The organism is Halomonas sp. PAMB 3264 (genome assembly GCF_031954245.1).
In the GTDB taxonomy this organism is placed as follows: Bacteria; Pseudomonadota; Gammaproteobacteria; order Pseudomonadales; family Halomonadaceae; genus Vreelandella.
This window is the reverse complement of sequence record NZ_CP134866.1, coordinates 1,466,813-1,489,090: the sequence shown is the minus strand read 5'-3', so window position 1 is coordinate 1,489,090 and position 22,278 is coordinate 1,466,813. Positions and strand designations below refer to the sequence as shown.

The 22,278-nt window shown below is 61.6% G+C and carries 20 protein-coding genes; 10 read left to right on the top strand and 10 right to left on the bottom strand.

Features of this window, described 5'->3' with window-relative positions; translation table 11 throughout:
- Positions 1-7 precede the first annotated feature (7 nt).
- Genes RN347_RS06565 through RN347_RS06555 form a run of 3 tightly spaced genes read left to right on the top strand, consistent with a single transcriptional unit; the run spans position 8 to position 2,653 of the window.
- Complete coding sequence (locus RN347_RS06565) at positions 8-976, top strand: sugar kinase (protein WP_311960615.1); 969 nt, start codon at positions 8-10, stop codon at positions 974-976.
- A gap of 31 nt (positions 977-1,007) precedes the next feature.
- Positions 1,008-1,982, top strand: a complete 975-nt coding sequence (locus RN347_RS06560) for a D-glycerate dehydrogenase (protein WP_311960614.1) — start codon at positions 1,008-1,010, stop codon at positions 1,980-1,982.
- Positions 1,979-2,653, top strand: coding sequence for an HAD-IA family hydrolase (locus RN347_RS06555; protein ID WP_311960613.1), 675 nt, complete (start codon positions 1,979-1,981; stop codon positions 2,651-2,653). Before RN347_RS06560 ends, RN347_RS06555 begins: the two co-directional genes overlap by 4 nt.
- An 85-nt stretch (positions 2,654-2,738) precedes the next feature.
- Here the strand turns inward: RN347_RS06555 and uxuA are convergent, their stop codons facing one another.
- Genes uxuA through uxaC form a run of 3 tightly spaced genes read right to left on the bottom strand, consistent with a single transcriptional unit; the run spans position 2,739 to position 6,841 of the window.
- The gene (gene uxuA, locus RN347_RS06550) at positions 2,739-3,917 is read right to left on the bottom strand and encodes a mannonate dehydratase (RefSeq protein WP_311960612.1); all 1,179 of its coding nucleotides are present in this window, start codon (positions 3,915-3,917) and stop codon (positions 2,739-2,741) included.
- A gap of 11 nt (positions 3,918-3,928) precedes the next feature.
- Entirely contained in the window at positions 3,929-5,407 is a 1,479-nt protein-coding gene (locus tag RN347_RS06545; RefSeq protein ID WP_311960611.1) for a mannitol dehydrogenase family protein, read from the bottom strand.
- Between the two features lie 24 nt (positions 5,408-5,431).
- Entirely contained in the window at positions 5,432-6,841 is a 1,410-nt protein-coding gene (gene uxaC / locus RN347_RS06540; protein WP_311960610.1) for a glucuronate isomerase, read from the bottom strand.
- Positions 6,842-7,081: 240 nt separating this feature from the next.
- Between uxaC and RN347_RS06535 the strand changes: the two genes are divergently transcribed.
- The 5 genes from RN347_RS06535 to RN347_RS06515 are packed head-to-tail and all read left to right on the top strand — an operon-like array spanning position 7,082 to position 13,177.
- Positions 7,082-8,083 (top strand): TRAP transporter substrate-binding protein, encoded by a 1,002-nt coding sequence (locus RN347_RS06535; RefSeq protein ID WP_311960609.1) that lies wholly within the window; start codon positions 7,082-7,084, stop codon positions 8,081-8,083.
- 4 nt (positions 8,084-8,087) lie between these two features.
- Complete coding sequence (locus RN347_RS06530) at positions 8,088-8,588, top strand: TRAP transporter small permease (RefSeq protein WP_263584424.1); 501 nt, start codon at positions 8,088-8,090, stop codon at positions 8,586-8,588.
- A 22-nt stretch (positions 8,589-8,610) separates the two neighbouring features.
- Entirely contained in the window at positions 8,611-9,909 is a 1,299-nt protein-coding gene (locus tag RN347_RS06525; protein ID WP_311960608.1) for a TRAP transporter large permease, read from the top strand.
- A gap of 19 nt (positions 9,910-9,928) precedes the next feature.
- Positions 9,929-12,328: a glycoside hydrolase family 31 protein gene (locus tag RN347_RS06520; protein WP_311960607.1), complete on the top strand. Its 2,400-nt coding sequence runs from the start codon at positions 9,929-9,931 to the stop codon at positions 12,326-12,328.
- 60 nt (positions 12,329-12,388) lie between these two features.
- Entirely contained in the window at positions 12,389-13,177 is a 789-nt protein-coding gene (locus RN347_RS06515; RefSeq protein ID WP_263584427.1) for a GntR family transcriptional regulator, read from the top strand.
- A 186-nt stretch (positions 13,178-13,363) separates the two neighbouring features.
- Here RN347_RS06515 and RN347_RS06510 read toward each other — a convergent pair whose 3' ends face one another.
- From RN347_RS06510 to RN347_RS06485, 6 genes are all read right to left on the bottom strand, one after another.
- Positions 13,364-14,647 carry a TRAP transporter large permease gene (locus tag RN347_RS06510; RefSeq protein WP_311960606.1) on the bottom strand — a complete coding sequence of 428 codons (1,284 nt, stop codon included), beginning with the start codon at positions 14,645-14,647 and terminating at the stop codon, positions 13,364-13,366.
- Between the two features lie 2 nt (positions 14,648-14,649).
- Positions 14,650-15,228, bottom strand: a complete 579-nt coding sequence (locus tag RN347_RS06505) for a TRAP transporter small permease (protein WP_263584429.1) — start codon at positions 15,226-15,228, stop codon at positions 14,650-14,652.
- Positions 15,229-15,403: 175 nt separating this feature from the next.
- A complete protein-coding gene (locus tag RN347_RS06500; RefSeq protein ID WP_263584430.1) occupies positions 15,404-16,372 on the bottom strand; it encodes a TRAP transporter substrate-binding protein in 969 nt (322 codons plus the stop codon).
- 83 nt (positions 16,373-16,455) lie between these two features.
- Positions 16,456-17,478 carry a Zn-dependent oxidoreductase gene (locus RN347_RS06495; RefSeq protein WP_311960605.1) on the bottom strand — a complete coding sequence of 341 codons (1,023 nt, stop codon included), beginning with the start codon at positions 17,476-17,478 and terminating at the stop codon, positions 16,456-16,458.
- A gap of 14 nt (positions 17,479-17,492) precedes the next feature.
- Positions 17,493-18,704 carry a D-mannonate dehydratase ManD gene (manD, locus tag RN347_RS06490; RefSeq protein ID WP_263584432.1) on the bottom strand — a complete coding sequence of 404 codons (1,212 nt, stop codon included), beginning with the start codon at positions 18,702-18,704 and terminating at the stop codon, positions 17,493-17,495.
- Positions 18,701-19,447 (bottom strand): GntR family transcriptional regulator, encoded by a 747-nt coding sequence (locus RN347_RS06485; protein ID WP_263584433.1) that lies wholly within the window; start codon positions 19,445-19,447, stop codon positions 18,701-18,703. Before RN347_RS06485 ends, manD begins: the two co-directional genes overlap by 4 nt.
- A gap of 111 nt (positions 19,448-19,558) precedes the next feature.
- On the opposite strand from RN347_RS06485, the gene RN347_RS06480 reads away from it, so the two are divergent.
- Together RN347_RS06480 and RN347_RS06475 are read left to right on the top strand one after the other, a co-directional pair.
- Positions 19,559-20,737, top strand: coding sequence for an alpha-hydroxy acid oxidase (locus RN347_RS06480; protein WP_311960604.1), 1,179 nt, complete (start codon positions 19,559-19,561; stop codon positions 20,735-20,737).
- A gap of 456 nt (positions 20,738-21,193) precedes the next feature.
- On the top strand, positions 21,194-21,748 hold the full coding sequence (locus tag RN347_RS06475; protein ID WP_263584435.1) for a CAP domain-containing protein: 555 nt from the start codon (positions 21,194-21,196) through the stop codon (positions 21,746-21,748).
- A gap of 18 nt (positions 21,749-21,766) precedes the next feature.
- On the opposite strand, the gene RN347_RS06470 is transcribed toward RN347_RS06475, so the two are convergent.
- Positions 21,767-22,252, bottom strand: a complete 486-nt coding sequence (locus RN347_RS06470) for a CreA family protein (RefSeq protein WP_263584436.1) — start codon at positions 22,250-22,252, stop codon at positions 21,767-21,769.
- Between the last annotated feature and the right edge of the window lie 26 nt (positions 22,253-22,278).

Genomic DNA, 22,278 nt, shown 5'->3' with positions numbered 1-22,278 from the left:
AACCCCCATGTCGACTCAACCCTCTGCGCTCTGTGTTCTCACCTTTGGCGAGGCCATGGGCATGCTCGTGGCTGACGCGCCCGGCCCGCTTGCCGGTGTCGAGCAGTTTCACCGCCGGCTGGCCGGTGCCGATAACAACGTCGCCATCGGCCTGTCGCGGCTCGGCTTTCGGGTCAGCTGGCTAAGCCGGGTCGGCCGCGACAGCGTCGGCGAGTTCGTGCGCCAGACGCTGACCGCCGAGGGCATCGACGATCGCTATATCGTCACCGACCCGGAGCACCCGACCGGGCTGATGTTCAAGGAGCGCGCCGAGCACGGCGCCGACCCGCGGGTGGAGTACTTCCGCCGCGGCAGTGCGGCAAGTCATCTAAGCACCGCCGACGCCGACGCGGTGGATTTCGCAGAGCTCGACCATCTACACGTGACCGGCATCACCCCGGCGCTCTCGGACAGCGCCCTGTCACTCACCCGCCGGCTGATGGAGCGCGCTCGCGCCAACGGCGCCACCATCTCGTTCGACCCGAATTTGCGCCCAACGCTTTGGCAAAGCGAGGCGCAGATGCGTGATACGCTCAACGAGCTGGCGAGCCTGGCCGACTGGATACTGCCAGGCCTGGCCGAAGGCGAGCGCCTCACCGGTGAACAGACGCCGGAGGGTATTGCGGATTTCTACCTGGCGCGCGGCGCCAGCGCGGTGGTCATCAAGCTCGGGCCGCAGGGCAGCTACTATCGTGGCCGCCTGGGCGGGGCGCTCGAAAGCCTGGACGTGCCCAGCCAGCCGGTAGCCCACGTGGTCGATACGGTCGGCGCGGGGGATGGATTTGCCGTGGGTTTGATCAGCGCGCTGCTCGAGGGCTTGCCCCCGGCCAAGGCGCTGGCGCGCGGCAACCTGGTCGGCGCCCAAGCGGTGCAGGTGGTCGGGGATATGGAGGGGCTACCCTCTCGCGAGCGACTGCAAACCCTCGAGCAGAACTAATCCATAACGAACGCACGACAGGAGAGAGAGTATGAAAAAACGCATCATCGTACAGGGCCGATTGAACGCCGACCAACGCGCGGAGCTGGAGCAACATTTCGAACTGCTCGACCCATTGAAATCTTTCGACATTACCGATGAGCATGTGCAAACCGCACTGGGCCAGGCGTACGGCATCATCGGCTCGGGGCTGCCGATTTCAAGCGAGCTGCTCGATGCCGCGCCCAATCTTGAGGTCATCGCGCTGATCTCGGTCGGTTACGATACTGTGCCCGTCGATGAGCTGACCCGGCGCGGCATTCTTTTGTGCAACACGCCGGACGTGCTGACCGAAACCACCGCCGATACCGGCTTCACGCTGCTGATGGCGACCGCCCGCCGGGTGGTGGAGCTGGCGACCTGGGTCAAGGCCGGCGCCTGGGAGGCGAGCATCGGCCCCGATCTTTACGGCAGCGACGTCAACGGCAAGACGCTCGGCATGGTGGGCTTTGGGCGTATCGGCCAGGCCGTAGCCCGGCGCGGGGCGCTCGGTTTCAACATGAAGGTGCTCTACTCCAACGCCTCGCCCAAGCCCGAGGTCGAACGTGAGCTCGGCGCCGAGCGCCGCGAGCTCGATCAACTTCTGAGCGAATCCGACTTCGTTTGCCTCACCGTGCCGTTGACCGATCAGACCGAAAAGCTGATCGGCACCAGGGAGCTCGAGCAGATGAAGTCGTCGGCCATTCTGGTCAACATCGCCCGCGGCAAGGTGGTCGATGAAGGCGCGCTGATCGACGCGCTGGAGCGCGGTGTTATCAGAGGTGCCGGGCTCGACGTGTTCGAAAGCGAGCCGCTTGGCGACACCTCGCCGCTACCCGGCATGGCCAACGTCGTCGCCCTGCCCCACATCGGCTCCGCCACCCATGAAACGCGCACCGCCATGGCCCAGCGCGCCGTGGACAATATGCGCCTGGCGCTGACCGGCGAGCGCCCGCTGAGCCCAGTCAACGAAGAGGTGCTGACATGAGCGAGTCGGCCCTTTGCCTGCTGTTCGATTCCGACGGCACGCTGGTGGATAGCGAGATTCTGCTGGCCGAGGTCATGGGCGAGCTGTTGCCCGAGTTCGGCCTGCCCTTCTCCGCAAACCAGTACATGGAGGAGTTTCGCGGCGTGCGCTTTCAGACCATCGTCAACGAGCTGGAGACGCGCTTTACGCCGCTCACCCCGGACCGGTTTGAGGCGCTCGAGGCGGACATGCGCGCGCGCATGGAAGCGCGCATGCGCGCCGAGCTTGCGCCCGTGGCCGGGATGCCGGCCGCGCTCGATTTGCTGGCAAGCTACCCCAAGGCGGTGGTGTCCAACGGTCCGGAGCGCAAGATCCGCTGCGCGCTGGAGAGCACCGGCCTTGAGCACCACTTCGAAGGCCGACTTTTCAGCGCCTACACCCTTAACGTCTGGAAGCCGGACCCGGAGCTTTACCGCCAGGCCGCCACGGCCATGGGGTTCGCCCCACAGCACTGCATCGTGATCGACGATGCAGCGGTCGGTGTCGAGGCCGGCCTGGCCGCCGGCATGCAGGTGATTCACCTCAACCACTTTCCCGATGAGGAGAAAACGCCGCAAGGCGCGGTCGAGATTCGCCATGCCAGCGAGCTTGCCGACGCCGTTCACCGACTTCGCGAGGCCATCGCGGTTTAGCACGCCGTCTTGAAAGCCGCGCGCAGAAACATAAAAGCCCCGCCGGAGCGAGTTCCGACGGGGCTTTTCCATGGTACCGGGAAGCCTAGCGTGTCGTGAGCGCTTTCACCGCGACCTCCACGCCGCGAAGCTCGGCCAACCCCCGCAGCCGCCCATAAAGCGGATAGCCCGGCGCTGTCTGGCGCTGCTGGTCGTCGAGCATATGGTGGCCGTGGTCCGGGCGGATCGGCAGGCGCGCGCCGCCATCCATTTCGCGCCGGCGCTCCTCCTCGACCAGTGCCTGTATGACGCCGACCATATCGACATCGCCGGCCAGGTGTGGCGCCTCGTGAAACGAGCGCGGGTCACTCTCGCGCCTTGTCGAGCGCAGGTGAGCGAAGTGAATATGCGGGCCGAAGTGGCGCGCCATGGCCACCAGGTCGTTGTCCTCGCGCACCCCAAACGAGCCGGTGCAGAAGGTGATGCCGTTGGCCGGGCTCGGCGCGCAGTCGATCACCCACTGGGCATCGTCACGGGTCGATACCACCCGGGGAAGCCCCAGAAGTCCGCGAGGCGGGTCGTCCGGGTGGATCGCCATGCGAATGCCGACCTCTTGCGCCACGGGAATAATCGCACGCAAGAAATAGCCGAGGTTGTCGCGCAGCGTTTTGGCGTCGATTTTCGCGTAGCCTTCGAGCGCCTGACGAAACTGCGCCAGCGTGTAGTGCTCCTCGGCGCCGGGAAGCCCGGCGATCAGCGTGTCGATAAGTTTCGAACGTGCGGCGTCATCGAGCGTCTCGAGGTAGCGCTTGGCCTCCAGTTTGTCGGCCTCGGAGTACTCGTCGAGTGCGCCGGGGCGCTCGAGCAGGTAGAGATCGAAGGCGGCGAAAGCGGTCTGGTCGAAGCGCAGTGCCCGGGCACCGTCGGCAAGCGCGTAGGTCAGGTCGGTGCGCGTCCAATCGAGAATCGGCATGAAGTTGTAGCAAACGACGTCGATCCCGCAGGCGGCCAGGTTCCTCAGCGTCTGACAGTAGGTATCGATCAGCGCGTCGCGCTCGGGCAGGCCCTTCTTGACCGCCTCGGGCACCGGCACGCTTTCGACCACCGACCAGCCAAGCCCCGCGGCTTCGATCATCGCCTTGCGCTCGCCAATCGCCTCCACCGACCAGACCTGGTCATTGGGAATATCGTGCAGCGCGGTGACGATGCCGGTTGCGCCGGTCTGGCGAATCTCGCTGAGTCGGATCGGGTCGTTGGGCCCGAACCAGCGCCAGGTATGTTCCATGGAGTCTCCTTTTAGCGAGCGCTTTGGGTGGCAAGCTCGGCAATGGCCGGCCCGACGCCGCGCTCGGTCAGTGCGCGGTAAGCATCAAGCACCTGCTGCTTGAAACGCTCGCTTTGCGCCACGGTGTCCGGCATCACCGCCTCAAGACCGAAGAAAGCGTCGACCAGCGCGGCCGCGTCATCGCCGTGCCGGTGGTGGAGCGCTGTAAGCCGCTCGGCCATCGGGTCGTCGACGCGAAACGCGCGACCGGCCAGCGTCGTACCAGCGGTGTAGCGAATCCAACCGGCCAGACCCAGCGCCACGCAGGCGGTGTCGCGGCTGGCGGACAGGTTGATTTCGGCCACCTGCAGCCAGCGCTGAGGCAGCTTCTGGCTGCCGTCCATGGCGATCTGCTGGAGCTTGTGGCGCAGGCTGTCGTTGGCAAAGCGTGCCAACAACGAATCCGCGTAAGCGTTCAGATCGATCTCGGCGGGCGTCTCGAGCGTCGGGGCGGCTTCCTCATTCATGTAGCGGCTTAAAAGCGCTTGAAACGACTCTTCAGAGACGGCGTCGAACACGGTCTCGATCTCGGCGAGCGAACCGAGATAGGCGAGCAGCGAATGGCTGCCGTTGAGCATACGAAGTTTCATGGTCTCAAACGGCGCGACATCGGCGACCATGGTCACGCCCTCCGTATCCCAGACCGGGCGGCCCTCGGGGAAGTGGTCTTCAACGACCCACTGCGAGAAGGCCTCGCACACCACGGCGTTGGCATCCTCGACGCCAAGCGTTTTGAGGGCGGCGAAGTCCTGCTCGGTCATGGCAGGCACGATGCGATCGACCATGCTGCTGGGAAACGCGACGTGCTCCAGGATCCAGTCGGCGAGCGCCGCCTCCTGAACCTGGGCAAGCTGGGCCACCGCCTGGCGGGTGCGCTCGCCGTTGTCCGGCATGTTGTCGCAGCAGAGTACCGTGAACGGTGGCGTGCCCGCTGCACGGCGCCGGCGCAGCGCCTCGACCAGAATACCCGGTGCGGTACGCGGCGTTTGCGGTGCGGCGATATCCGCCTGGATCATCGGGTCGCTTTGCAAAAGCTCGCCGCTGGCCGGATTCAAAAAATAACCTTTCTCGGTGACGGTGAGCGTGACGATACGCGTCTCGACATTCGCAAGGCGATCAAGCAGCGCCGCAAGGTCGCGCCCCCACTGCCCGTCCGCGCCCTGGCCGGTGAACAGCGACTCTTCGATAGCGCCTATTTCGCGAACCGTCACGTTGTCGCTATCGCGGTACTCGGCCACGTGGTAGCGAAAGCCCGCATCAATCAGGGAGTCGACCAGCGAGGCGCCGCGGCGCAGATTCGCCGAACTCACGCCCCACTGATCGTCGCCGGTACGGCATCGATAGCGTTCGAGATACACCGCCTGGTGGGCGCGATGAAACGCGCCCAGGCCCAGATGGACGATGCCGATGTGACCAGCGCGTTGGCTGGCCTTGATGGTTTGTACACTCACTTTTCTACTCTCCTGAACCGATTCCTACACATCGATACCGAAATAACGGCGCGCGTTGTGGAAGCAGATATCGTTGACCATGCTGCCAAGCCAGGCGTCATCGTTGGGGAGCTGGCCCTGCTCGACCCAGCGCCCCAGCATGCGGCATAACAGGCGACGAAAATACTCGTGGCGGGTGTAGGAAAGAAAGCTGCGCGAATCCGTCAGCATGCCCACGAAGCGGCTTAAAAGCCCCAACTGCGAAAGCTGGGTCATCTGACGCTCCATGCCGTCGAGCTGATCGTTGAACCACCAGCCGGAGCCAAGCTGCACCTTGCCGGGAATGCCGTTGCCCTGAAAATTGCCCGCCGTGGTCGCCAATACTTCATTGAAGACCGGGTTGACGCAATAAAGGATGGTACGCGGCAGCCGGTCATCCCGATCAAGGGCATTGAGCAGTTGGTTGAGCGGTGCGGCCATGGGCCGGTCGTCCATGGAGTCGAAACCGGCATCGGCGCCGATTTCGCGCCAGCCGCGGGCACTGTTATTGCGCAGCGGCCCCATGTGGTATTGCTGCGCCCAGTCGCGACGGTGGTATTCCCGGCCCAAAAAGATCAGCACCGCGGTCATGAACTGCGCCTGCTCGTGCTCGTCGGGCAGCGTGCCGTTCAGACGACGCTCGAGAATGGCATCGAGCTCGGCATCGGTCGCCTCGGCGTAGGCGACGCGTTCGATGCCGTGATCAGAAATCCGGCAGCCATGGGCATGGAAGTGATTCAGGCGTTTTTCGAGCGCGGTGTAGAGGGAGGCGATATCGCGAATCTCGACATCCGCGGCGCGACCCAGCTTTTCGAGATACGCCGGGAAATCTTCGGCGGCCGGTTTAAAAGCGCGGTCGGGCCGAAAACTCGGCAGCACTTTTACGGCGAAGCTCGGATCCGCGGCAATCTCGGCATGATGGCTCAGATCGTCCGCCGGGTCGTCGGTAGTGCCGACCAGACGGACGTTCATCTGCTCGAGAATTCCCCGCGCAAAGAATTCGGGCGTTGCCAGCATCGCGTTGGCCTCGTCCCAGATGGCATCTGCAGTCGAGGGCGAAAGCAGTTTGCCAGTGATGCCGAAGGGGCGCCTTAGCTCGAGATGAGCCCAGTGAAAGAGCGGATTACCCAGCGTATGAGGCACGGTGGCCGCCCACGCCTGAAATTTATCGTAGTCGCTCGCATCACCGGTACAGAGCCGCTCGTCCACGCCGTTCCAGCGCATGGCGCGCCACTTGTAGTGATCGCCTTTCAGCCAAATCGAGGTGAGGTTGTCAAAGCGCGTATTCTGGGCAATTTCCCGAGGCGGTAGGTGGCAGTGGTAGTCGAAGATGGGCTGAGTGCTGGCGTAGCCGTGGTATAGACGTTTGGCCATCTCGCTATCGAGAAGAAAATCCTCATCCAGAAATGCTGCCATCAGAGGCTCCATTGCGATCGGTGCGTGCCTTGGCGCAGGCAAAGGCGCGCTCATGAAATTGGTTGGGCCAAAGAGTCGACTTGACCGCCTTTATTGTCAACCTCTTATCAACCCAATGCGACCAAAGGCTTATTTAATAATCAGACCGGTTAGTCCAATTTAGCCGGTCATTTTTATTGGCCCAACGACCGTATCGTACAAGTACTACATCAAAGACAGCTTTTCAGGAGATGGGGCAACATGCATAAAGGCGTTATATCAGTCTTGTCGGGCGCGTTGATCGCGCTTTCGGGCTGCTCGATGCCCTCGGAAGTGTCCTCGGACGTGACCCTTCTAAGGCTCGCTCACAACATGAACGAAGGCCACCCGGTACATAAGTCGCTTGCCCACTTCGCCGAGCGCGTGCGCGAGATAAGCGGCGGTGAGCTCGTTTTCCAGCTTTATCCCAACGGTCAGCTGGGCTCCGAGCGGGAAGTCATCGAGCTGGTTCAGACAGGTGCGGTGGACGTCACAAAGGTGAGCGCCACCGCGCTCGAAAGCTTTTCTAACGTCTATTCCCTGTTTAGCGTGCCCTATCTCTTTGCCGACCCCGATCACTACTATCGCGTCATGGATAGCGACGTCGCCACGGATATCTACCAGCAAACCTCCGACAACGGCTTCTTCGGACTGACGTACTATGATGCCGGCATTCGCAACGTCTACACCATCGATACGCCGGTACGCACCCCGGCCGACATGCGCGGGCTCAAGTTTCGCGTACAGCCCAGCCAGACCGCCCTCGAAATGATTCGTCTGATGGGCGGCGCGCCGACGCCGATGGCCTACGGCGAGGTCTACACGGCGCTGCAGCAGGGCGTCATCGATGGCACCGAGAACAACGAAACCGCGCTGACCTCATCGAATCACGGCGAAGTGGCCAAGGAGTACTCCTACACTGCCCACGCCATCGTTCCCGACCTTCTGATCTTCAGCCAGCACCGCTGGGAAAGCTTCACGCCCCAGCAGCAGCAGTGGTTGAGAGAAGCGGCGGTCGAATCGACCGAGTTCCACAAGGAGCTCTGGGCGCAAGAGATCGAAAAAGCGGTGACCCAGGCCGAGGAGATGGGCGTTCACTTCCACCGCGATGTGGACGTCGATGCGTTCCGGGAAGCGGTCGCTCCCATGCACGAACGGGTTCTCGAAAACCCGACCCTGGCGCCGCTTTACGAGCGCATTCAGGCACTAGAAACGGAGTCTTGAGGCCATGATAAACACGATCAATCGTTTGCTCAGCAAACTCATCACGGTACTCACTTCGGCCATGCTCGCCGTTATGGTGCTGGTCGCCATTTGGCAGGTAGTAAGCCGCTACGTGCTCAATGACCCCAGCACTTTTTCCCAGGAGTTTCTTCGCTACTCGCTGATCTGGATCACCATGATCGGCGGAGCGCTGGCGTTTCATACCAAAAAGCACATCGCGGTGGAGATGCTCGTCAACCGGTTCTCCGCGCGCTCTCAGAAAATGGTTCGCTACCTGGTGCTCGTGTTGCTGATCCTTTTTTCTGCCCTCGTGATGATTTACGGCGGCATCTGGCTCGTCTCGTTAACCATGTCGCAGCAGACCGTCTCGCTGGGTATTCCGATGGGGTATATCTATCTGTCGCTGCCCGTCTCGGGCGTGCTGGTTTTCTGGTTCTGCATTGCCGAGCTGTTCAATGCCGCTGCCGGCACTCCCAACGATTTCGACCAGACCCTGGACGTTTAATCAACAATAAGGCATTCGCGCCATGACGATCATCGCAGGCTTCAGTCTACTCATTTCGTTTTTCATCTTTTTGTTCATCGGTGTACCGATCGCCATCAGCATGGCCGGCGCGTCCATCGTGACGATGCTGCTCATCGCGCCGTTCGATGTCGCCGTGTTCACCTCGGCGCAGAAGATGGTGACCGGTATCGACAGCTTCACGCTGCTCGCCGTCCCCTTCTTTCTACTGACCGGTATCATCATGAACCAGGGCGGCATCGCGATGCGCCTGGTCAACGTGGCTCGCCTGTTCACCGGCCGCTTGCCGGGGTCACTTGCCCACACCAATATCGTCGGCAACATGTTGTTCGGCTCTCTGGCGGGCTCGTCGGTGGCCTCGGCGGCGGCCATCGGCAAGGTCATGCATCCGCTGCAGGACGAGGAAGGCTATGACCGCAAGTTCTCAGCGGCGGTCAACATCGCCTCGGCGCCGACGGGCCTGATCATTCCGCCCACCGGGCTTTTCATCATCTATTCGCTGGTGAGCGGCGGCACCTCGGTGGCCGCGCTGTTTTTGGCAGGCTATATTCCCGGTCTACTCTGGGGCCTGGCGACCATGGCGGTGGCCTTCGTCATCGCCAAGCGCAAGGGCTATCGCTCACCGCATCAGGTCCCGCTGCGCTCGGTATTCAAGGTGCTGTGGGACGCCATTCCCAGCCTGTTTTTGATCTTCATCATCATTGGCGGCATCATCGGCGGCGTTTTCACCGCGACCGAAGCCTCGGCGGTGGCCGTGGTCTACGCCCTGCTGCTCTCCCTGGCCTATCGCAGCCTGTCGCTCAAGCAGATACCCGGCATCTTGAAGGAAACTGCGGAACTGACCGTGGTCATCATGTTCCTCATCGGCACCTCTGCCATGCTGGCGCTGGTCATGGCCTTCACCGGTATTCCGGCCGCGATTAGTGCCGGTATCCTTGCGCTGACCGACAACCCTATCCTGATCCTCATTCTGATCAACGTCATTTTGCTACTGATCGGCACCTTCATGGACGTCACGCCGGCCATCCTGATCTTCACGCCCATTTTCCTGCCGGTGGTTTCCGAGTTCGGCATGAGCCCGGTGCACTTCGGTGTCCTGCTGGTCGTCAACTTGTGTATCGGCAATATCACACCGCCCGGCGGCAGCGCGCTGTACGTGGGTAGCACGGTTGCCAAGCTGAAAATGGAAGAAGTAATCAAGCCTCTTCTGCCGTTCTACGCAGCGGTCATCACGGTGCTCATGCTGATAACATTGGTGCCGATGCTCAGCGAGTGGCTACCGCGCCTGGCTGGCCTCATGTAATTTTCAAGGATTGACCTGGATGAATATTCAAGCGCGCTATCGCTTTCACCTGGCGAATACCCAGCAAAACCACCTTACCTTTGCATCAACGGATGAGGACGTGGCCGCCCACGTCTTTATTCTCGAGGAGGGCATCTTTCGCGTTCTCTTTGAGAAACGCGAGGGGCTCGACGTCGGCCAAACCTGGAGCATCGCGCCGGGTCAGGACGACTTGCCCGCCGAGGGCCGTGACCGCTTCAGCACCGAGCACTTCAACCTGCCGGCATTCGAGCTTGACGAGGATGAGCAGAGCGTCACGATTCAGACGCGTCAATTGAAAGCCGTCATTCAGAAGGAAGGCTTTCGGATCACCTGGTATCAGGCCACTCAAGGACAGTGGCAGCTTTTCGCCCAGGATCGTCAGACCCAAGCCTACAACTTCGCCGGGGAGCTGGGTAGCGAGATCAAGCACTACCTGAAACGAGACATCAAGGAGCAGTACTTCGGCCTTGGCGAGCGCACCGGCCAGCTCGACCATCACCATGGCCGCTATCGCAACCTCACCATCGATGCGATGGGCTACGACGCCGAGTACTCGGATCCACTCTACAAGCACATTCCGTTCTACATCACGCGCAAGCCAGAACAGGGCTTCTCCTACGGGCTCTTCTACGACAACCTGGCCCCTGGCTACTTCGACCTGGGCCGCGAGCTCGATAACTACCACGGCCTTTACCGCTACTTCGAGGCGCAGTCAGGCGATCTGGACTACTACATGATTGCCGGCCCCCGGGTGCGCGACGTGGTGGCCAGCTACACCTGGATGACCGGCAAGACCGCCCTGCCGCCCAAGTGGAGCATCGGCTATTCGGGCTCGACCATGAGCTACACCGACGCCCCCAACGCCCAGGAGCAGGTATGGGAGTTCATCGAGCAGTGCGAAAAGCACGACATCCTGTGCGATTCGTTCCAGCTCTCCTCGGGCTATACCTCGATCGACCACAAGCGCTACGTGTTCAACTGGAACACGCAAAAATTCCCGGATGCCAAAAAGCTGTCGGCGGATTTCAAGCAAAAAGGCATTCGCCTGGCGGCCAACATCAAGCCGGCGCTGCTGACCGACCACCCCCAGTACGAGAAGCTCGAGGCTCAGGGCTATTTCCTCAAGGATGCCAACGGCGGCACCGAGCTTGCCCAGTTCTGGGACGGCGGCGGCGCCCACGTCGACTTCACCCATGAAGGTGCCTACGGCTGGTGGAAGAACGAAGTCACCCGGCAACTGCTCGAGTACGGCATCGAGACGACCTGGAACGACAACAACGAGTACGAGATCTGGAACAAGGCCACCCAGGCCGCTGGCTTCGGCACGCCGCTTCCCTTCACCAGCATTCGTGCGCTCTTTCCGCTTTTGATGATGAAGGCCTCCTTCGAGGCGCAGACGGAATACGCCCCCGAGAAACGCCCGTTTCTCATTTCGCGCTCTGGCGCGCCGGGCATGCACCGCTACGTGCAGACCTGGACCGGCGATAACCGCACCGAGTGGAAGACCATCCGCTTCAACAACAAGACTGGCTTGGGCCTGAGTCTGTCCGGCGTGTTCAACGTCGGTCACGACGTGGGCGGTTTCGCCGGCCCCAAACCGGACCAGGAACTGTTCATCCGCTGGGTGCAAAACGGCATTTTCCACCCCCGGTTCACCATCCACTCCTGGAACGAGGATGCCACGGTCAACGAGCCCTGGATGTACGAAGACGCGGTGGCCCCCATTCGTGAGCTGATCAAGCTGCGATCAAAGCTCACGCCCTACTGGTACAGCGCGTTCTACAAGGCCCACGTCCATCACGAGCCGCTGATCAAGCCCACCTTTTTCGATTTCGAGGAAGATGCGCGTACCTGGCAGGAGAACGACGACTTCATGGTGGGCGAATCGCTTTTGGTGGCAAGCGTCGTCGAGCCGGGCGTCTCGACCCGCGAGGTCTACGCCCCGTTACACGCCGACGGCTGGTTCGATTTCTACACCGGCCGGTTCATTGAAGGCGGTACGTACACCACACTCGATGCGCCCTACCACCAGACGCCCTTGCTGGTGAAGGCCGGCGCGATCATTCCGACCAACGAAGCGCCGCGTACTTTTGAGCGCAAGGACGAGGATCAGCGCGGCTTTCTGCTGTTCCCGCCCCGCAGCGACGATAGCGTCTCCAGCTACACGCTCTTCGAGGACGACGGCGAAACGAGCCAGTGGCAAAGCGCCCACGCGCTGGTCGAGCTGCACATGCGCACCAGCGCCGAGGCGATCCACGTCACCACCGAGGTGGTCGACAACGGCTATCGGCTGCCCTTCGAGACGGCCATCTTCACACTGGCCACGGACGACGACCGGACGCTCTACATCAACGGCGAAGCGCAGGCCGCTGGTCAACCGGCTACCGTAGCGCTGTAAATCCGCCGGCGCATCGGCTTCCAAGGCCGATGCGTCGCGCCCTTCCCATGGATGACCACGATGCAACTGCCCGCTCCGCAACGTCTCTATCAGAAAACCGGGCGACAGCTGAAAGAGCGTATTCTGTCCGGCCGTTTCAAGGAGGGTGAACGCCTGCCCGCCGAGCGCGAGCTGGCCGAAGAGCTCGGCGTCAGCCGCACGGTGGTGCGCGAAGCACTAATCATGCTGGAACTGCAGGGGCTCGTCGAAGTACGCAAGGGCTCAGGCATCTATGTGCTCGCCCCGCCCGACGAGCCTCAGGCCACCCGAGATGACGATGCAGAAGACGCCCTGACCGCCGGCCCCTTCGAGATGCTCCAGGCGCGCCAGCTCATCGAGAGCCAGATCGCCGCCTTTGCCGCGACGCTAATCACCAAAAACGATATCCAGCGGCTGGTGGAGATCAGTCAGCAGGCGCGGCTCGAAGACCGCTCCCAGGATTCCGAGTGGGACAAGCGTTTCCACCTGAAAATCGCCGAATCGACCCAGAACGCCGTACTGGTCTACCTGGTCGAGAAACTCTGGCACCAGCGCGACAAAAACCCGCTTTGGCAAAAGCTTCACGATCGAATCGGCAATCGCGAATCTCTCGACAGCTGGTGCGACGATCATGACGTCATTCTCAAGGCGCTCATGCGCCGCGACAGTGATGGCGCGCAAAAGGCCATGTGGCAGCACTTGGAAAACACCCGGGAAATGCTCTTCAAAGCCAGCACGCTGGAAGAAGAGGACGAAACCGACTACTACCTGTTTGCCAACAAGCTGGCCTTGAAAAAGACAGCATTGCTTGACCCGCATAAACCGGGTTGAGCGCCGCTGGTCGAGCAACCCATTCGGCAGAAATAGCACGCTATTCGAAAAGAAGATAACGCCACCGGCCATAAAAAAGCAGCGATACGCCTGACGCGTACCGCTGCCTCCCTCCTGATGCCCCATTTCTCACACCATGGATTCGAGCCGTGACGCTGAGAGCTCTCCTCGTCGCGGCCCTTTCCGTTAGTTACTCCCCATCAGCAGATTCGGCAACCACAGTGAAATGGCCGGGACGTAGGTGACCAGCAGCAGTACGCCCAGGTTGCAGAGCAGAAACGGGACGATGGCGCGGGCGACCGAGAGCATCGGCAGCTTGCCGATGCCGGCGACCACGAACAAACACACGCCGACCGGTGGCGTAGTCAGGCCGATCATCAGGTTGAGCACCGCAATCACGGCGAAGTGCACCGGGTCGACGCCAACGCCGGTCGCCACGCCGACAAGCGCAGGAAACAGAATGATCAGCGCGGCGATGGTTTCCATGAACGCGCCGACGAACAAAAGAATCAGGTTGAGAATCAATAGCACGATCAGCGGGTTCTCGCTGATCGACAGGATCAGCGTGGCGATCATTTGCGGAATCTGCTCGCTGGTCAGAATCCAGCCGAACAGATTGGCAAGACCGACCATCAGCAAAAGCGATGACGAAGTCAGCACGGTGTCGACCAGAATGCCCGGAAGCTTGCGCCAGGTCAGTCCCTTGTAGACGTACATGCCCACTGCGAGCGCGTAGACACAGGCGACGATCGACGCCTCGGTCGGCGTGAAGAAGCCGCCGATGATGCCGTAGAGGATGATCACGGTCATCAGCAGCGCCCAAAATGCGGTTTTGGCTTCGCGCAGCAGCTGCAAAAACGGCACGCGCTGCTCTTTCGGATAGCCGCGGCGAACGGCGAGGATGTACACCGTGATCATCATCGCCACGCCCATCAAGAGCCCGGGCACGGCGCCGGCCAGGAACATGCGGCCTACAGAAATACCGCTCAAGGAGCCCGCGATGATCATCGGCACACTGGGCGGAATGATCGGCCCGACCGTGGACGAGGCGGCGGTGACGGCGGCAGCGAAGGGCTTGTCGTAGCCCGAGCGCGCCATGCCGGGAATCATCACCGAACCGATGCTCGCCGAATCCGCCACCGCGGTGCCCGAGATACCGCCAAAGATCATCGACCCGCCCACGTTGGCCAGGCCGAGCCCGCCGCGAATATGGCCCAGCAGCGCGTTGGAGAAGCGCACGATATGCTCGGTGATATTGCCCACGTTCATCAGGTTACCGGCCAGTACGAAGCCGGGGATGCACAACAGCACGAAGGTATCGATACCCGCGTACATGCGCTGAGGCACGATGGTCAGCGAAATGCCCTCCATCAGTAGATAGGACATCGACGAGATGCCGAGGGCGAAGGCAATGGGCATACCCACCACCAGAAGCACCAGAAACACACTGAATAAAATGATGACTTCCATGCTCAGGACTCCTGTTCACGCACGGCGGGGCGACACATCGCCAATACCCCCTCGAGGGCACCGAGGGCGCTATAAACCAGTAGCAGCGCGTAGGTGACGACCGTCGAGAAGAAGATATACAGCATGGGCAGCTTGAGCGTCGGCGAGGTCTGCCAGGTACCGTTCTGAGCGTACTGCCAGGCGTAGGGCAGTATCATGAACGCGAACGCGCCGATGCCCAGACAGATCAGCGCCTGAAACAGCGCGCGCAGGCGCGGGCTCAGCATGTGGTGGAAAAGCTCGACGCTGATGTTGCGGTTCTGGCGCAGCACGACGCCGGCGGACAGCGACACCATGTAGATGAAGAGATAGCGCGAAAGCTCTTCGGTCCAGGAGATGGAGATCGGCAGAAACAGCCGCGAACAGATTTGCAGCAGGACCGTTCCCGCAATGGCGACCAGCGCCAGCACGGCGAGTGTCAAAAAGCAGGTATCCACCCAGCCGATCAGGCGACCCACCGGCCCCTGAAGTTTGGGTACCGTCGACATCGAATCCAGACTCTGTAGCGCTTCGTGCTCGAGCGCGTGTTGATCCGAGCTCATAAACGTATCCTCGAGGGGCTAGCCGCTCTAGAAGTTGAAACTCTTGCAATTCGGTTTTTGCAATGCATGTGTTTGCAAGTAACTATCTTGCGGTTCAGACGATTGCAGCTCTCAACATGGCCTATACAAAAGTGGGCTGGCCTTGCGACCAGCCCACCTTGATTGCCTAACGGCGTTACAGGTCCTGAATGGCTTCGAAGAGCTCGCGCTGCTCCGGCGTCAGCGCCTCGATCACCGCCGGGCGTGCCTGCTCGGCGAAGGCGTCGACGTCGGCTTCGATGAACTCCATGCCGCGCTCGGCGAGTGCCTGCTCCAGACGCGCCTGATCCTCGACGAACAGGTCGGCCTCGAAACTCTGCATGGTCTGGGCCGCTTCACGCACGACGGTCTGCAGCTCGTCGGGCATGCTTTCGAGCTGATTGCGGCCGATCACCACGTAGATCCAGCTACGTACGTGGCCGGTCATGTTCACGTAGTCCTGAACCTCGTTGAAGCTCGCGCTTTCGATCAAGCTCAGCGGGTTCTCCTGGCCTTCCAGCGTGTTCTGCTGAAGCGCAGTGAACACTTCGCTGAACGCCATCGGGGTCGGGCGAGCACCGAGCGCCTGCCAGACATCGACGAACAGCGGCACGTTGGGCACGCGCAGGCGCAGACCGTCCAGATCGTCCGGCGTGCGAATCGGGCGGTTGGAGGTCAGCTCACGCGGGCCGCGCTCGAACCAGGCCAGCGGCACCAGGTTGGTGCGCTCGATGATCTGCTCTTCGATTTCGCTGCCGATTTCACCATCGACCGCCGCGTGCAGATGCTCGGAGTCACGGAAGGCGTAGGGCACCGCCATCATGGCCGCCTTCGGGGCCCAGTTCTGCAGGCTCTCACCGGTGATGGTCATGTCCGCAGTACCGAGCTGGATGCTGTTGATCACATCCATTTCGTTACCCAGCTGCTCACTCGGGTAGAGACGAACCTCGATGCGCCCGTCGGAGTTGGCTTCGACCTCCTCCTTGAACTTCTCGGCGGCCTGGTGCCAGATGTTCTGTTCATTGGCCAGGTGGCCAAAGCGCAGCGTGTAGTCGGCCGCCAGCGCCGACTGCGCGCTGAAAACCATGGTGGTGAGAACCGCGCTGGTAAGTAGTTTCTTGATCATTTTCGTCACTCCTGCACTTTTGCGTTATTGGTTGTTGATCGCGCGTGGGGTTGGTGAGTTAGCGTGTTGAGTCGTCATATTCCTCAAGCACCGATCTGAATCAGCACCTTGCGGGCTTCTTCCGGGCGATGGTCGAGCATCTCGATGGCATCGGGCATCTCGGCGAGCGGCAGCCGGTGGCTGACCAGCGCCAGCGGGTCCAGCTTACCGCTTGCCATGAGTTCGAGCACCTCCGGAAACTTGCGGTTGTTGAGCCGCGAGCCGACCAGCGTCAGCTCCTTTTTGATCACTTCGAGCTGCACCAGATCGCTTGGTTGGGCGCTAAAGCCCAAAAGTCCGATGCGACCCGCCGGCGAGGCCAGGCGCAGCATCTGCGGTAACAGCGCCGGCACGCAGGCAGCGTCGGCGATCAGCGGCACGCCCTCGCCTTGGGTCAGCGCCGTGATTTCCTGCTCGACATCCTGGGTGCGGCTGTTGAAGACGTGGGTGGCACCCAGGCTCTTGGCCGCCTCCAGGCGCTCGTCGATCACGTCGGTGACGATGATCTCCTCGAGCCCCAGAGCTTTGGCCATCTGCAGAATGGTCATGCCGATCACACCGGCGCCCAGAATCAGCAGGCGATCGCCAGGGTGCGGCTGCATACGATCCAGCACGTTGGCGGCGATGGTGTAGGGCTCGACCAGCGCGGCGGCGTCCAGGCCGATATGCTCGGGAAGTTTATGCACGTTGGCGGCCGGGACGGCGACGAACTCTTCGAAGCCGCCGTGGCGGTGCACGCCGATCACTTCCAGCGCGCTGCACACGTTGGGGCGGCCAATGCGGCACGGATAGCACTGCCCGCAGCTGATGACCGGATCGACGCAGACGCGCTCGCCGGCACTCACGCCGTCGACACCTTCGCCCACCGCTTCGATCACGCCGGCGAACTCGTGGCCGGTGATGCGCGGAAAGCGCACGAAGGCGTTGTCGCCGTGGATGATGTGCATGTCGGAGCCGCAGATCCCGGCGAACGCCACGCGCACCAGCACTTCACCCGCACCGGGGGTCGGCGCATCGACATCGGCGACGCGGTAGTCGTGGGGCGCGCTTACCTGAAATGCTTTCATGGATACAAAACTCCTTACCAGTGCCAGAGAGTGCCGTCTTCCAACCGGTTGACCGGCAGGCTCGCACGCTTGTAGGGGTACTGCTTGGCCAGCTCTTCGTCGATATCGACGCCGTGCCCCGGGTTCTCGCCGACGAGGAAATGGCCATCCTCGAAGCGGTAGTCGTGGGGGAATACTTCGTTGGTGGCGCTGGTGTGCGGCATGTACTCCTGAATGCCGAAATTGGGCACCCAGGTATCGAAATGGATCGCCGCGCCCATGCACACCGGCGAAAGATCCGTCGGTCCGTGGAAACCGGTGCGTACGTGGTAGAGCCCGGCCAGGTCCGCCAGGCGGCGCACGTGGGTGATGCCGCCGGCGTGGGTGAGCGTGGCGCGAATGTAGTCGATCCACTGATTCTCGATCAACGCCTTGGCGTCGAACAGGCTGTTGAACACCTCGCCCACCGCCAGCGGCGTGGTGGTGTGCTGGCGAATCAGCCCAAAGCCTTCCTGGTTTTCCGCCGGCACGCAGTCCTCGAGCCAGAAAAGGTTATAGGGCTCCACCGCCTTGCCAAGGCGTGCGGCTTCGATGGGCGTCAGGCGGTGATGGACGTCGTGCAGCACGTGCAGGTCGTCGCCAAAGCGCTCGCGCACGGCGGCAAAAAGCTTCGGCACGTGGTTCAGATATTTGGACGTGCTCCAGACGTGCTCGGCGGGCAGGTCCGCATCCGCCGGCTCGTAGGGCTCGCCCTCTTTTTTGGCGACGCCGTAGATACTGGCGATGCCCGGCACGCCGGCCTGAACGCGCACTGCCTTGTAGCCCTGCTCGACGTGGCGGGCAACCTCTTCAAGGCACGACTCGATGTCGCGGCCGGTGGCGTGGCCGTAGACCATTACGCGCTCGCGGCTCTTGCCGCCGAGCAGCTGGTAAAGCGGCATGCCGGCGAGCTTCGCCTTGATGTCCCAAAGCGCCATGTCCACCGCGGCGATCGCGCTCATGGTGACCGGCCCACGCCGCCAGTAGGCACCGCGATACAGATAGTGCCAGATATCCTCGATACGCTGCGGGTCGCGGCCAATCAGCGCCGGAATGACGTGCTCGTCCAGATACGCGACCACGGCCATTTCGCGTCCGTTGAGGGTGGCGTCGCCGATGCCGTAGGTGCCCTCGTCGGTGACGATCTTCAGGGTAACGAAGTTACGCCCCGGGGAGGTAACGATGGTATAGGCGTGTTCGATCTTCATGGAGCTGCCTCTTCAATGAGGGATTGCGTTTCCTGAGCATCAAACATCTCAGGAAAGCGATGAACCAGGTCGGGTAGAGAAACGAGTATTTCGCGCAGGTGGCGGCGCATGGCCTGTTCGGCAAGCGTCACATCGCGCTCTTCGATGGCGGAGACGATGTCGACGTGCTGCTCGACCAGCCGCGCGATGGGCGTGGTATCCGGCACGCTCAGATAGCGAACTCGGTCGAGCTGCACGCGCACCTCCTCGATCACCTTCCAGGCCGCGTTCTGACCAACGGCCAGCGACAGCGTTTTGTGAAAGCGCTCGTCGAGCTGGTAAAAACGCGTGGCATCGTGGGGCTGAATGCAGCGGCGCTGACGTGCGATCAGCTCGTTGAGCTCGTCGATCACGGAGGCCGCAAGCCCCTTGGCGCTTGCCTGGCGCACTACAGCGACCTCGACGGCTTCGCGAACGAAGCGCGCCTCGAGCACCGCGCGCTGGGAAATCTTGACGACGAACGTGCCCCGCTGCGGGCGCACTTCGACGAGCCCCGACTCTGACAGGCGAATGAACGCCTCGCGCACCGGCTGGCGGCTCACCGAGAAGGCATCCGCCACTTCCTTTTCGGACAGCGCTTTACCCGGTGCCAGCACCATCTGGATGATGGATTGGCGAAGCACCTGATAAAGGCGTTGGCGCACGGACTCGGTTTCCGAAGTCTCCTGCCATAGTGCCTGTAGTGTAAGATTGACGTCGCCCATGGATACCGCCTGAGAGAGGGTCTCGACCCAAAACCAATGGCGCTAGTATGGTAGTATGGCGAGACAAACAAAAGCCCCCGGACCCTATACTTTGGTTTAAGGTAAGAGCACATGAAACGCCCGCGTTATACCGGTAAGAACTATAAAAAAGCTTTGAATATCGAGGACCTGGAGCGCATCGCCAAGCGGCGACTGCCCAATTTCGTGTTCGAGTACGTTTACGGGGGAAGCGACGACGAGCATACGCTCAGGCACAACCGCTCGGTGTTCGACCAGTATCTGTTCGAACCCAAAACGATGACCAACGTCGGCCCGCGAAAACTCGATACCCCCCTGTTCGGACGCACCCACCCTATGCCACTGGCCATTGGCCCGACCGGGTTCAACGGCATGCTTACCCGCGACGGCGACCTGAAGCTCGCCCGGGCGGCGCGGGACGCCGGCATTCCCTTCGTACTCAGCAGCGTCTCCACCACGCGCCTTGAAGAGATCGCCGCCGTCGAAGGCCTCACGGCCTGGATGCAGATCTACTTCTATCGCGATCGCGAATTCGTCAAATCGATGATCCGGCGCTGTGCGGATGCCGGCTTCGACGCCATCGTAGTGACCACCGACAGCGCCATCTACGGCAACCGCGAGTGGGACGTGCGCAACTTTCGCCAGCCGATGAAACCCACGCTTGCCAACCTGCTGCACCTGTTGACCAAACCCGGCTGGATGAGCGACGTGCTGTGGCCTGACGGGCTGCCCACGTTCAAGAACCTGGACGACCTGCTGCCGCCGGACAAGCGTAACGCCCAGGGCGCCTCGCAGATCATCGGCCCGCAGCTCGATCCGACGCTCAACTGGGACGACATCGCCTGGCTTCGCGAGCTCTGGCCCGGCAAGCTCATGCTCAAGGGGATTTTGTCACCCAATGAAGCTGAAATGGCCGTGGATCACGGCGTCGACGGGATCGTGCTGTCCAATCACGGCGGGCGCCAGCTCAACCATTCGCTGTCGCCGATGGATACGCTGGCCGAGGTGAAAGCGCGCGTGGGCGAGCGCTGTCAGCTGTTCGTCGACAGCGGCTTCAGGCGCGGCACCGATATCATTAAGGCCCGTGCGCTCGGCGCCGACGCCGTGTGGCTTGGCCGAGCTACGCTTTACGGGCTGGCCGCCGGCGGCCAGCCCGGCGTCGCCCATGCGCTTTCGCTGCTCAAAAAGGAGATGGAATCGACGCTTGGGCTTCTCGGGCATACGCACCTTGACGCACTCGACGCGACCTGCCTGCGACAGCGTCGCTTTTAATACCACTCACACTATCAGGGGCGCTAGCGCCCCTTCTTTAAGCCAAACGATTTCCCAATAAGCGGCCCAAGCGCTGCCCTTTTGTACGTTTTAACCTGTGCTGCCCTTCGAGCGCGGCCTCTCTTCCAGGCGCTTTCTCTACTGCTTCGAGTGACTAAAAACCCTGTCATGGCATGGGTTTGAGCCATTTCCAATCGCCCAAGGCCTCATTAATTCGACTTACGCCATTACCGTTTGACACAAAGTCTTTCAACAAGACTACTGACGCATCAAGCTTTCAAAAATTAATCTTCCGCCTCGAAACGCCGATTAAACAGGTATTCAGGGGCGTTCGTCAGTCATTTGCTATTCACCCATCGACCTTAAACGATCTAATTAAAAAGAATTAGACAGGGGCATCCCCTTCGGTCGTGGACGAACACCTTGCCTGTTTCCACTGACTCAAGGTGTCGATACGTGAAGATCAAGAAGCTCGGCCTGCCCCATTGGCTTTTATCCAGCGCCTGCGCGCTCACCCTCCTCACTGCCGGCAGCGCCGCGAGCGCAGAGGACTTTCTGCAGAACAGCCGCGCCGAGAATCGCTGCGAGCTGACCGGCCAGCAGCAGGAAATGCTGCGGCTGGTCAACGAAGCGCGTAGCCAGGCACGTCAGTGCGGTACCGAGTACTTCCCCCCGGCCGCCTCGTTGAGCTGGAGCTGCCAGCTCGAAGTCGCTGCCGAAGGCCACGCCAAAACCATGGCCGAGTATGAATACTTCAGCCATACCGGCCTGGACGGCTCGAAGATTCAAAACCGCGCCGAAGCGACCGGCTACCGTTGGCGTGCGCTGGGCGAGAACATCGCCGCCGGTCAGCGTACCTCCTCGAGCGTAGTGCTTGCCTGGCTCGAAAGCCCCAGCCACTGTCGCAACATCATGCTCGATGCGTTTACTGAAATGGGCATGGCCAAGGTCGACAACACCCAGTCGCGCTATCTCACCTACTGGGCTCAGGCCTTTGGCAGCGCGCGCTGAGGCCGCACGCGTGAAGGATCACTCGGTCGGCGTGAGCGCGCCGTAGTGTACGGCGCTAATGGCGTTTTTCGGCGAACCGTCGACGAGTTTGGTGCTGTAGGTGAGATAAACGAAGGTTTGCGCCTCGGCGTCATGCATGCGCACCACGCGCATGTTCTTGAACAGTGCCGAGCGGCGCTGGGAAAAGACGACCTCCTGCTCATCGACCTCGGCCGGGTCGAAGACGATCTCGCCGATCTGACGACATGCTACGCTCGCCTCACTCGCCTCTTCGGCCAGGCCCACCGCGCCGGAGAGCCCGCCAATTTTTGAGTAGGAGAGATAGCAGGCAACGCCCTGCACGTCCGGGTCATCGAAGCGCTCCACCTCGATGGTGTTGTTCGGCCCGAGCATTCGAAACTCGGTGCGTACGCTACCGATATGGGCATCCTGGGCCCAAAGCGCCAGCGGCGACAGCGAGACAGCGATGGCAAGCGCGTGCAATAGGGGGCGGGGTGTAATCATGAGAGACAAGCCTTTAATAAGTGGCG